11 protein-coding genes are annotated in these 11,974 nt (G+C 70.4%); all 11 read left to right on the forward strand.

Annotated elements, in window-relative coordinates:
* Nucleotides 1-57: 57 nt before the first annotated feature.
* The 11 genes from QQG74_RS01815 (at nucleotide 58) to nuoH (ending at nucleotide 11,973) form a co-directional block, all read left to right on the forward strand.
* Nucleotides 58-768, forward strand: a complete 711-nt coding sequence (locus QQG74_RS01815) for a demethylmenaquinone methyltransferase (protein ID WP_341718561.1) — start codon at nucleotides 58-60, stop codon at nucleotides 766-768.
* A 58-nt stretch (nucleotides 769-826) separates the two neighbouring features.
* Nucleotides 827-1,036, forward strand: a complete 210-nt coding sequence (locus QQG74_RS01820; RefSeq protein WP_341718562.1) for a hypothetical protein — start codon at nucleotides 827-829, stop codon at nucleotides 1,034-1,036.
* A 215-nt stretch (nucleotides 1,037-1,251) separates the two neighbouring features.
* Nucleotides 1,252-2,526: a geranylgeranyl reductase family protein gene (locus QQG74_RS01825; protein WP_341718563.1), complete on the forward strand. Its 1,275-nt coding sequence runs from the start codon at nucleotides 1,252-1,254 to the stop codon at nucleotides 2,524-2,526.
* A gap of 99 nt (nucleotides 2,527-2,625) precedes the next feature.
* Nucleotides 2,626-2,991 carry an NADH-quinone oxidoreductase subunit A gene (locus QQG74_RS01830; RefSeq protein ID WP_341718564.1) on the forward strand — a complete coding sequence of 122 codons (366 nt, stop codon included), beginning with the start codon at nucleotides 2,626-2,628 and terminating at the stop codon, nucleotides 2,989-2,991.
* Between the two features lie 13 nt (nucleotides 2,992-3,004).
* Nucleotides 3,005-3,682: an NADH-quinone oxidoreductase subunit B gene (locus tag QQG74_RS01835; RefSeq protein WP_119578786.1), complete on the forward strand. Its 678-nt coding sequence runs from the start codon at nucleotides 3,005-3,007 to the stop codon at nucleotides 3,680-3,682.
* Entirely contained in the window at nucleotides 3,679-4,410 is a 732-nt protein-coding gene (locus tag QQG74_RS01840) for an NADH-quinone oxidoreductase subunit C (protein WP_341718565.1), read from the forward strand. Before QQG74_RS01835 ends, QQG74_RS01840 begins: the two co-directional genes overlap by 4 nt.
* Entirely contained in the window at nucleotides 4,407-5,732 is a 1,326-nt protein-coding gene (locus QQG74_RS01845; protein ID WP_341718566.1) for an NADH-quinone oxidoreductase subunit D, read from the forward strand. The genes QQG74_RS01840 and QQG74_RS01845 overlap by 4 nt, the downstream gene beginning before the upstream one ends.
* Nucleotides 5,729-6,763 carry an NADH-quinone oxidoreductase subunit NuoE gene (gene nuoE, locus QQG74_RS01850; protein WP_341718567.1) on the forward strand — a complete coding sequence of 345 codons (1,035 nt, stop codon included), beginning with the start codon at nucleotides 5,729-5,731 and terminating at the stop codon, nucleotides 6,761-6,763. Before QQG74_RS01845 ends, nuoE begins: the two co-directional genes overlap by 4 nt.
* Nucleotides 6,760-8,076: an NADH-quinone oxidoreductase subunit NuoF gene (nuoF, locus tag QQG74_RS01855; protein WP_341718568.1), complete on the forward strand. Its 1,317-nt coding sequence runs from the start codon at nucleotides 6,760-6,762 to the stop codon at nucleotides 8,074-8,076. Before nuoE ends, nuoF begins: the two co-directional genes overlap by 4 nt.
* Nucleotides 8,077-8,134: 58 nt before the next feature.
* Complete coding sequence (locus QQG74_RS01860; protein WP_341718569.1) at nucleotides 8,135-10,630, forward strand: NADH-quinone oxidoreductase subunit G; 2,496 nt, start codon at nucleotides 8,135-8,137, stop codon at nucleotides 10,628-10,630.
* On the forward strand, nucleotides 10,627-11,973 hold the full coding sequence (nuoH, locus tag QQG74_RS01865; protein WP_341718570.1) for an NADH-quinone oxidoreductase subunit NuoH: 1,347 nt from the start codon (nucleotides 10,627-10,629) through the stop codon (nucleotides 11,971-11,973). Before QQG74_RS01860 ends, nuoH begins: the two co-directional genes overlap by 4 nt.
* Nucleotide 11,974: the final 1 nt, after the last annotated feature.

Below are 11,974 nucleotides of genomic sequence, written 5' to 3' on the forward strand. Positions count from 1 at the left end.
TCGGCACCGCCGACCCTGGGCGCGCAGGGCGCACGGGCGGGCTGGCAGAGTGGTGGAGTGAGTCGTAACCCTCAGGGCCAGCGCGCCAGCCTGGACAAGCAGCCGCACGAGGTCGCCGCGATGTTCGACGGCGTGGCGGCCCGCTACGACCTGACCAACACCGTGCTCTCCTTCGGGCAGGACCGGTTCTGGCGGCGGGCCACCCGGGCCGCGCTCGAACTACGCCCCGGTGACCGGGTGCTCGACGTGGGCGCGGGCACCGGCGTCTCCACCGAGGAGTTGGCCCACTCCGGGGCGTACGCGGTCGGCGCCGACCTCTCCCTCGGCATGCTGCACGCCGGCAAGCGGACCCGGCCCCAGGTGCCGTTGCTGGCCGGGGACGCCCTGCGGCTGCCCTTCGCCGACGCCAGCTTCGACGCGGTGACCATCTCCTTCGCGTTGCGCAACGTCAACGACACCGACGCGGCGCTGCGCGAGTTGGCCCGGGTCACCCGGCCCGGCGGACGCCTGGTGATCTGCGAGTTCAGCACCCCGGTCAACCCGGCCTTCCGCACCGTCTACCTGTCGTACCTGATGCGTTCGCTGCCGGCGGTGGCGCGGGCCGTGGCCAGCAACCCCGACGCGTACGTCTATCTCGCCGAGTCGATCCGGGCCTGGCCGGACCAGCCGGCGCTGGCGGCCCGGGTGGGTGCGGCCGGTTGGCGGCGGGTGGCGTGGCGCAACCTGACCGGCGGGGTGGTGGCACTCCACCGGGCAATCAGGAAGTAGTCACGATATTTATAGCAATGTCCTGATTTGGCGGATAGTGGCGCGTAGGCTGGCCGGCATGACGGATCCGAAGGACGCGGCCACCGGCGATGCCGCGGAGCTGGTCGACCAGCTCCGCGAGTTGGCCGGCGCGGATCCCGCCGACGTGCGCCAGGTGGTCTCCGAGGTGCTCGCGGCGCTGGACCGCGCCGCCGGGGGCACGCTGCGCGAGCACCTCCCGGAAACCATCCGCGCCGGCCTGGACACCGTCACCCCCACCCTCACCTGAACCCACCCACCGACCCCACCCATCCATCATTGTTGATCAAGGTTTTGCGTCAGGAACGTCACGGATTCAGACGCAAAGCGCTTGGTCGACGCGACCGGAGAGCGGTGGGGTGGGGGTTAGGGTGCCCTAACAAGGCGAGCGTAGGGCGTCGGTCATAGACTCGTCCCGGCTGGCTTGTGAAGCATTTCACGAGCACGGCGGGGAGGAGGCGCTAAATGACCGCGGTGGAGAACGACGCCGACGTGATCGTTGTCGGCGCCGGTCCCGGTGGCTCGGCGACGGCGTACCACCTGGCGCGGCACGGCGTACGCGTGCTGCTGCTGGAGAAGACCGAGTTTCCCCGGGAGAAGGTCTGCGGCGACGGGCTGACCCCGCGTGCCGTGCGGCAGCTGATCCGGATGGGTGTGGACACCTCGCCCGAGGCCGGCTGGCTGCACAACCGTGGGCTGCGGGTGATCGGCGGCGGGGTCCGGCTGGAGCTGGACTGGCCCGACCTGGCCAGCTTCCCGAACTACGGCCTGGTGCGTACCCGACTGGACTTCGACGACCTGCTCGCCCGGCAGGCGGTGGGTGCCGGCGCCACGCTGCGGACAAGTGTCAACGTCATCGGGCCGGTGCTCGACGACGGCGGCCGGGTGATCGGGGTGCAGGCCGAGGAGGGTCCGGACAAGACGCCGGCCACCTTCCACGCGCCGCTTGTGGTCGCCGCCGACGGCGTCTCCGGTCGGTTCCCGCTCGCCCTCGGGCTGGCCAAGCGCGAGGACCGGCCGATCGGTGTGGCGGTGCGCCGCTACTACCGCTCCGAGGTCCGGCACAACGACGACTACCTGGAGTCGTGGCTGGAACTGCGGGCCAAGGGCACAAACGAACTGCTGCCCGGGTACGGCTGGATCTTCGGTCTCGGTGACGGCCGGGTCAACGTCGGGCTCGGCATCCTCAACTCGTCGTCGGCCTTCGGCAAGACCAACTACCGGCGGCTGCTCACCGACTGGCTGGCCAACACCCCGCCGGAGTGGGGGATGGCCGACGAGACGAACGCCGAGGGCTCGATTCTCGGCGCGGCGCTGCCGATGGGCTTCAACCGGGTGCCGCACTACACCCGGGGAGTGCTGCTGGTCGGCGACTCCGGCGGGATGGTCAACCCGTTCAACGGCGAAGGCATCGCGTACGCGATGGAGTCCGGCGAACTGGCTGCGGAGGTCGCGGTGCAGGCCCTCGCGCGGCCGGCCGGAGCCGAGCGGGAGCGGGCGCTGATGGCGTACCCGCAGGAGTTGAAGACCCGGTTCGGCGGCTACTACCGGCTGGGCGGGATCTTCGTGAAGCTGATCGGCCGGCCGGAGATCATGCGCGTCGCGACGAAGCACGGCATGCCCCACCCGACGCTTATGCGCTTCGTGCTCAAGCTCCTGGCCAACCTCACCGACCCCCGGGGCGGTGACGCGATGGACCGGGTGATCAATGCGATGACCCGGGTCGCGCCAGCGGTCTGAGACGCAAGTTCGACCCCCGCCGAAGGTCGCCGGGTGGGATGTGAATAGTGTGAATTTCGCCAACGAACGAGGGCAGGGAAGGACGAGCAGGAGAAGAAGATGTCGCTCTCGCCTTACGTACCCATCATCGGGCTGTTCGCCCTCGCCGCGGCCTTCGCGCTGTTCTCGATAGCCGCCGCCCGGTTCACCGGCCCGCGTCGCTACAACCGGGCCAAGCTCGAAGCCTACGAGTGTGGGATCGAGCCTAGTCCGGAACCGATCGGTGGAAACCGGTTCCCGGTCAAGTTCTATCTGACGGCGATGCTCTTCATCGTCTTCGACGTGGAAATGATCTTCCTTTACCCGTGGGCGGTCTCCTTCGACATCCTGCCGGTGTTCGGATTCGTGGCCATGTTGGTGTTCATCGGTGCGGTCTTCGTCGCGTACGCCTACGAGTGGCGTCGCGGCGGCCTGGACTGGGACTGAGGGAGGAACCGCAATGGGTATCGAGGAGAAACTTCCGGCCGGTGTCCTGCTCACCTCGGTGGAGAAGCTGGTCAACTGGTCACGCAAGTCGTCGGTCTGGGGTGCCACCTTCGGCCTGGCCTGCTGCGCGATCGAGATGATGGCCGCCGGTGGCCCGCACTACGACATGGGCCGGTGGGGCATGGAGGTCTTCCGTGCCTCGCCCCGGCAGGCCGACCTGATGATCGTCGCCGGCCGGGTGAGCCAGAAGATGGCCCCGGTGCTGCGCCAGATCTACGACCAGATGGCCGAGCCCCGCTGGGTGCTCTCCATGGGCGTCTGCGCCAGCAGCGGTGGCATGTTCAACAACTACGCAATCGTGCAGGGCGTCGATCACGTCGTACCTGTCGACATGTACCTCCCCGGCTGCCCGCCCCGGCCGGAGATGCTCATCGACGCGATCCTCAAGCTGCGCGAGAAGATCGGCCACGAGCCGCTCGGGCCGAACGGTCGCAAGATGCTCGCCGCCCGCGAGGCGCGTGGTGACGTGCCGGTGGTGCCGTACGGCTCGATGCCGTCGTCGTACCGCAGCGACAAGGCCCGTCGCGCCGAGTGGACCAAGGCCGTCCGCGAGGGCCGCGAGGAGCAGCTGCGGATCGAGAACTGGATGAAGGCCCAGAACCACCTCCAGCCGTACCGGGGGATCAAGTGACTGACTCCAAGCCCAGCACCGGTGGCGTACCGGTACCGGTGACGCCGGCCGGGGCCACCAGCGGCGCTCCCGCCGAGCTGCCGCCGTCCAGCCCGGCGGGCCGGGGCATGTTCGGCAACCAGGGCACCGGTGACGTCTCCGGCTTCGGCGGTCTGGTCCGCCAGCGCGAGCCGATCACGGACTCGCCCCGGCCGTACGGCGGCTACTTCGACGAGGTCCGCGACGCGCTGGAGGAGGCGTACCCGGCCTTCGGCGAGGCCATCGAGCACGTGGTGGTCGACCGCGGCGAGCTGACCCTGCACATCCGCCCGGAGCGGATCGCCGAGGTCTGCCAGGTGATGCGGGACGACCCGGCGCTGCGTTTCGAGCTCTGCTCCTCGGTGTCCGGCGTGGACTACCTGGGCGCGGACGAGCGCCGGCTGCACGTGGTCTACCAGCTCACCTCGATGACCTACCGGCGGCGGGTACGGCTGGAGGCCGCGGTCACCGCCGAGGAGCCGCACCTGCCCAGCGTCACCTCCGTCTACCCGACCGCCGACTGGCAGGAGCGGGAGACGTACGACATGTTCGGCGTCATCTTCGACGGCCACCCGGCGCTGACCCGGATCCTCATGCCCGACGACTGGGAGGGTCACCCGCAGCGCAAGGACTACCCCCTCGGCGGCGTGCCCGTGGAGTACAAGGGCGCCGAGATCCCGCCGCCCGACAAGCGGAGGTCTTACCAGTGACTTCGTCGAACTATGCCACCGAACGCGAAACCACCGAGGGACGGGTCTTCACCGTCACCGGCGGTGACTGGGACGACGTGGTGTCGGGCGTCGACCCGATCAACGAGGGTCGGATCGTCGTCAACATGGGTCCGCAGCACCCGTCCACGCACGGGGTGCTGCGGCTGGTGCTCGAGCTGGAGGGCGAGACGGTCCGGGAGGCCCGCTCGGTCGTCGGCTACCTGCACACCGGCATCGAGAAGAACCTGGAGTACCGCAACTGGGTCCAGGGTTCGACATTCGTGACCCGGATGGACTACCTCTCGCCGCTGTTCAACGAGACGGCGTACTCGCTTGCGGTGGAGAAGCTGCTCGGCATCACCGACGAGGTGACCGAGCGGGCCAACACCATCCGGGTGCTCATGATGGAGCTGAACCGGATCTCCTCGCACCTGGTCTGGGTGGCCACCACGGCGATGGAGCTGGGCGCGATCAACATGATGCTCTACGGCTTCCGGGAGCGCGAGTACATCCTGGAGATCTTCGAGCTGATCACCGGCCTGCGGATGAACCACGCGTACGTCCGGCCGGGCGGGGTCGCCCAGGACGTACCGGACGAGGCGATCGTCAAGATCCGCGAGTTCCTCAAGCTCCTGCCGAAGCGGCTCAAGGAGTACGAGGACCTGCTCTCCGGCCAGCCGATCTGGCTGGAGCGGACGCGCAACGTCGCGGTGCTCGACGTGACCGGCTGTGTGGCGCTCGGCGTCACCGGGCCGGTGCTGCGCTCGGCGGGCCTGGCCTGGGACCTGCGCAAGACGATGCCGTACTGCGGCTACGAGACGTACGAGTTCGACGTGCCGACGCACACCGACGGCGACGTCTGGGGCCGCTACCTGGTCCGGATGGCCGAGATGCGGGAGTCGCTCAAGATCGTTGAGCAGGCGGTCGACCGGCTCAAGCCCGGCCCGGTGATGGTGGCCGACAAGAAGATCGCCTGGCCGGCGCAGCTGGCCATCGGCGTGGACGGCATGGGCAACTCGCTCGAGCATGTCGCCAAGATCATGGGGCAGTCGATGGAGTCCCTGATCCACCACTTCAAGCTGGTGACGGAGGGCTTCCGGGTACCGCCGGGCCAGGTCTACGTGGCCGTCGAGTCGCCCCGGGGCGAGCTGGGTGTGCACGCGGTCTCCGACGGTGGCACCCGACCGTACCGGGTGCACTACCGGGAGCCGAGCTTCGTCAACCTCCAGGCCCTGCCGGCAATGGCCGAGGGTGGCCTGATCGCCGACGTGATCGCCGGCGGCGCCTCGCTGGACCCGGTAATGGGAGGTTGTGACCGGTGACTGTCTTTACCGACGAGACGCGGGCCCGGGCACGGGAGATCATCGCCCGCTACCCGGCCGACCGGTCCCGGTCGGCGCTGCTGCCCCTGCTGCATCTCGTGCAGTCCGAGGAGGGTTACGTCTCCCCGGCCGGCGTGGCGTTCTGCGCCGAGGTGCTCGGCCTGAACAAGGCCCAGGTCGGCGCGGTGGCCAGCTTCTACACCATGTACAAGCGTCGGCCCACCGGCGACTGGCTGGTGAGCGTCTGCACCAACACCATGTGCAACGTGCTCGGCGGGCAGGAGGTCTACGACGCCCTCACCGAGCACCTCGGCGTCGGGCACGACGAGACCACCGCCGACGGGAAGATCACCCTGGAGCACGCCGAGTGCCTGGCGGCCTGCGACTACGGGCCGGTCATGACCGTCAACTACGACTTCTTCGACGGCGTCGACCCGCAGACCGCGGTCGGCCTGGTCGACGAGTTGCGGGCCGGTAACCGGCCGACCCCGAGCCGGGGCGCCCGCCTCTGCACGCTCAAGGAGATGGCCGTCCAGCTCGCCGGCTTCGCCGACGAGCGCGAGGGCGCGGTCGCCGACGGCGTACCGGGCGAGCCCAGCCTGCGCGGGCTGCGGCTGGCCCAGCAGCACAACATCTCGGCGCCGGGCTTCGACCCGAACACCCCGATCCGCAGCGGTCAGGCCGGCGACAAGCCGGCCCCGGCCACCCCGGCGAAGGCGGCACCGACCGGCAGCACCGCGCCGGACGTGCCGGCCCCGGACCGCAAGTCGCCGCAGGTGCGTACGGCCGAGACCCGGCAGCCGGACGCGAAGACCGCCGTGCCGGACGCGCCCGGCACCAAGGCACCGGTCGACGGTGCGCCACCGGTGCCGCGCGACGCGCAGGCCGCCGAGGCCGCCGGGACGGCGGCGAACGTGCCCGCCGGTGACGCCAAACCTGCCGGCGACGACGCCGAGGCGCAGGAGCGCAACCTCAGGGAAGCGGAGTCGAGCACCACCGGCTCCGCCAACGACAAGGGGGGTCAGCAGTGACCATGCCTCGGCCGGAAACCCTGGCCAAGCTGACGCCGGTGCTCACCAAGCGCTGGCTGTCGCCCGACGCCTGGCGGATCGGCACCTACGAGAAGCTGGACGGCTACGCGGCGCTGCGCAAGGCGCTCAAGGCGCACCCGGACGACCTGATCCAGTTGGTCAAGGACTCCGGGCTGCGCGGTCGCGGAGGCGCCGGCTTCCCGACCGGTCTCAAGTGGGGGTTCATCCCACAGGGCGACGGCAAGCCGCACTACCTGGTGGTCAACGCCGACGAGGGCGAGCCGGGTACCTGCAAGGACCTGCCGCTGATGACCCACGACCCGCACTCGCTGGTCGAGGGCGTGATCATCGCGTCGTACGCGATCCGGGCCAACCGGGCCTACATCTACATCCGGGGCGAGGCGGTGCACGCCGCCCGGCGGCTGCGCAACGCGGTGAACGAGGCGTACGCCAAGGGCTACCTCGGGCGCAACATCCTCGGTTCCGGGTTCGACCTGGACCTGGTGGTGCACTCGGGCGCCGGGGCGTACATCTGCGGCGAGGAGACGGCGCTGCTCGACTCGCTGGAGGGCTTCCGGGGGCAGCCCCGACTGCGTCCGCCGTTCCCGGCCACGCACGGCCTGTACGCCAGCCCGACCGTGGTCAACAACGTCGGCACCATCGCCAGCGTGCCGTACATCGTGCTCGGCGGCGCGGACTGGTGGAAGTCCATGGGCACGGAGAAGTCCGCCGGGCCGATGATCTACTCGCTCTCCGGTCGGATCGCCAACCCCGGCCAGTACGAGTGCGGCCTGGGCATCACGCTGCGGGAACTGATCGAGCTGGCCGGCGGCATGCAGCCGGGCCACAACCTGAAGTTCTGGACCCCGGGCGGATCGTCGACCCCGCTGCTCACCGCCGAGCACCTGGACGTGCCGCTGGACTTCGAGGGGGTGGCCGCCGCCGGCTCGATCCTCGGCACCACCGCCACCCAGATCTTCTCCGATCAGGACTGCCCGGTCTACGCGACCTACCGGTGGCTGGAGTTCTACCACCACGAGTCGTGCGGCAAGTGCACCCCGTGCCGGGAGGGCAACTACTGGATGGTTCGGGTCTACCGGCGCATCCTCGCCGGCCAGGGCACCCAGGCTGACCTGGACACCCTCCTCGACACCTGCGACAACATCCTCGGCCGTTCGTTCTGCGGCCTTGGTGACGGCGCCACCAGCCCGGTGACCTCGTCGCTGAAGTACTTCAAGCAGGACTACCTCGACTACATCGAGGGACGGACCGCGCCGAAGTTGTCCGACAAGCAGCTCGTGGGAGCCCACTGATGCGAGTGCGTGGAGTGAGCGGAGCGAGCCCCGCAGCCGCGAGCGAAAGGCAAGCACTGTGACGGACGTTGCCAAGTCGACCGAGACGGTCACGCTCACCATCGACGGCGTCGAGGTCACCGCGCCCAAGGGGGCGCTGCTGATCCGCGTCGCCGAGCAGATCGGCACCGAGATCCCCCGGTTCTGCGACCACCCGTTGCTGGCCCCGGCCGGTGCCTGCCGGCAGTGCCTGGTGGAGGTGGAGGGGCAGCGCAAGCCCGTCGCCTCCTGCACCCAGACGGTGGCCGAGGGCATGGTGGTCCGTACCCAGCTCACCTCTCCGGTCGCCAAGAAGGCGCAGGAGGGGATCATGGAGCTGCTGCTGGTGAACCATCCCCTCGACTGCCCGATGTGTGACAAGGGCGGGGAGTGCCCGCTCCAGAACCAGGCCATGTCGACCGGGCGCACCGACTCCCGGTTCCACGAGCACAAGCGGGAGTACCCGAAGCCACTGCCGATCAGCACCCAGGTGCTGCTCGACCGCGAGCGCTGCGTGCTCTGCCAGCGCTGCACCCGGTTCTCCGAGGAGATCGCCGGGGACAAGTTCATCGACCTGATGAACCGCTCCTCGGCCGAGGAAATCAACATCTACCGGGACGAGGAGTACGGCGCGGAGGGCGAGGCGGGAGATGTCCCGTTCAACTCGTACTTCTCCGGCAACACCGTGCAGATCTGCCCGGTGGGCGCGCTGACCGGCACCCAGTACCGGTTCCGGGCCCGCCCGTTCGACCTGGTCTCCAGCCCGAGCGTCTGCGAGCACTGCTCGGCCGGCTGCGCCCAGCGCACCGACTGGCGGCGGGGCAAGGTGCTGCGTCGGCTGGCCGGCGACGATCCGGCGGTCAACGAGGAGTGGAACTGCGACAAGGGCCGCTGGGCCTTCCAGTACACCCGCGCCGCCGACCGGCTCACCACCCCGCTGGTCCGCGACCAGCGCACCGGTGAGCTGCGCGCGGCGTCCTGGAGCGAGGCGCTCAGCGTCGCCGCCGAGGGGCTGCGCGCCGCCCGGGACGGCGGCCAGGGCGTCGGGGTGCTCACCGGCGGTCGGTTGACCGTCGAGGACGCCTACGCGTACGCCAAGTTCGCCCGGGTCGCACTGCACACGAACGACATCGACTTCCGGGCCCGTCCGGTCTCCCGCGAGGAGGCCGACTTCCTGGCCAGCACGGTCGCCGGCCGCACCGACGTCACCTACGCCGACGTGGAGAACGCGCCGGCGGTGGTGCTGGTGGGCCTGGAGCCGGAGGAGGAGTGCCCGATCCTCTTCCTGCGGCTGCGCAAGGCGTACCTGAAGAACAAGCTCAAGGTGTACGCGATCGCCCCGTTCGCCACCCGCGGCCTGGAGAAGCTCGGTGCCAAGCTGGCCCGGGTGGTACCGGGCGAGGAGGCCGGGGTGCTCGCCGAGCACGCGACGGTCGCCGAGGCGCTCAGCACCGAGGGCGCGATCCTCTTCGTCGGTGAGCGGCTGGCCACCGTGCCGGGTGGGCTCTCCGCCGCGGCCGAGGTGGCCGAGCGGACCGGGGCCAAGCTGGCCTGGGTGCCACGGCGCGCGGGGGACCGGGGCGCGGTCGACACCGGCTGCCTGCCCAACCTGCTGCCCGGCGGGCGTCTGGTCACCGAGCCGGCCGCCCGCGCCGAGCTGGGCGAGGCCTGGGACCTCCCGGCCGGCGTCATCCCGAGCCAGGCCGGCCGGGACACCGACGCGATTCTCACGGCCGCCGCCGCCGGTCAGCTCGGTGCGCTGCTGGTGGCCGGGGTGGACCCGGCCGACCTGGCCGACCCGCGCCTGGCCGAGCAGGCCCTGGACGCGGTGCCGTTCCTGGTCAGCCTGGAGCTGCGGGCCAGCGCGGTGACCCGCCGGGCGGACGTGGTCCTGCCGGTCGCGCCGGTGGTGGAGAAGGCCGGCAGCTTCCTGGACTGGGAAGGCCGGCTGCGTCCCTTCGACGCGGTGCTGGACACGGCTGCGATGACCGACGGTCGGGTGCTCGACGCGCTCGCCGCCCAACTTGACGTGATCCTGGGCACCGGGGACGTGCTGAGCGTCCGCCGTGAGCTGGGCGGCCTGCCGGCAACCCGGACCCAGCGCCCGGCCACCCCGGCCGTCGCACCGGCTCCGGTGCCGCAGCCGGCGGCCGGCGAGGCGGTCCTGTCGACCTGGCACCAGCTGATCGACCTGGGCAGCCTCACCGACGGTGACGAGCACCTGGGCGGCACCGCCCGCCCGCCGGTGGTCCGGCTGGGCAAGGGCACCGCGGAGGCGCTCGGCGTCGCCGACGGTGACCCGGTGACGGTGGGTACCGACCGGGGGGCGCTCACCCTGCCGGCGGCGATCACCGAGATGCCGGACGGCGTGGTCTGGCTGCCCACCAACTCGCCCGGCGCGACCGTGCGGCGCAGCCTGGGCGCGACCTCCGGCGCGGTGGTGCGAATCTCCGCGCCCGGCACGACCGAGTCGGTCGCCGCCGACGCGGCAGGCCGTCCGGGCCCGCTCCTCAACTCCGCCGGGGGTGTCGCATGAACCCGCTCGCTCAGGCCCCGTCGTTGACCGACTTCGGCCACGATCCGTGGTGGCTGGTCCTCGGCAAGATCGTCTTTGCCTTCGTGGTCGCGCTGCTCGGCACGCTGCTCGGCGTCTGGTTCGAGCGGCGGGTCGTCGGCTTCATGGCGGTGCGGCCGGGCCCGAACCAGCTCGGTCCGTTCGGTCTGCTCCAGACACTCGCCGACGGTCTGAAGATGGCCTTCAAGGAGGACATCCTCCCGAAGTCGGCGGACAAGGTCATCTACTTCTTCGCCCCGGCCATCTCGGTGATCTGCGCGGTCACCGCGCTGTCGGTGATCCCCTTCGGCCCGATGGTGAGCATCTTCGGTCACCAGACGCCGTTGCAGGTCACCGACGTGCCGGTGGCGGTGCTGGTGGTGCTGGCGCTCTCGTCGATGGCGGTGTACGGCATCGTGCTCGCCGGCTGGGCCTCCGGCTCGACCTACCCGCTGCTCGGTGGGCTGCGCTCCACCGCCCAGCTGATCTCGTACGAGGTGGCGCTGGGGCTGTCCATCGTGGCGGTGTTCATGCTCGCCGGCACGATGTCGACTAGCGAGATCGTGGCCGCTCAGGGCAACGGCGTCACGCTGAACCTGTTCGGCTTCGACGTCCCGGGTCCGGGCTGGTACGCGCTGCTGCTCTTCCCGAGCTTCGTCGTCTTCTTCATCTCCATCGTCGGCGAGACCAACCGGCCGCCGTTCGACCTGCCGGAGGCGGAGTCGGAGCTGGTGGCCGGCTTCATGACCGAGTACAGCTCGCTGAAGTTCGCGCTGATCATGCTCAGCGAGTACGTCGCGATGGTGACCATGTCGGCGTTCACGGTCACGCTCTTCCTGGGTGGCTGGCACGCACCGTGGCCGCTCACCCTCTGGTCGGGGGCCAACTCCGGCTGGTGGCCGATGCTCTGGTTCTTCGGCAAGGTCATCCTGCTGGTCTTCGTCTTCGTCTGGCTGCGGGCCACGCTGCCCCGGCTGCGGTACGACCAGCTCATGCGCCTCGGCTGGAAGGTGCTGATCCCGATCAGCCTGGTCTGGGTCGTGGCCCTGGCCTGGCTGCGCACCATCGACGACTGGGAGACCCGCAGCCGGCTGCTGGCCATCGGCATTCCGGCCGGCCTGCTGCTGCTCGCCGCGCTGCTCTGGCCGACCCGCAAGCCGCAGCCGCAGCCGACCCTCGCCGAGCAGGTCGAGAACCGGCCGCCGGGCAGCTTCCCGCTGCCCCCGATGGATCTCCAGGTACCACCGAGCCCGCGCACCCGGCGCATGGTCGCCGAGCGGGAGCCGGCAAACGTTCCCGCCGGCCAGGACTCTGAGGAGGTGTGAC

The organism is Micromonospora sp. FIMYZ51, assembly GCF_038246755.1.
Classification (GTDB): Bacteria; Actinomycetota; Actinomycetes; order Mycobacteriales; family Micromonosporaceae; genus Micromonospora.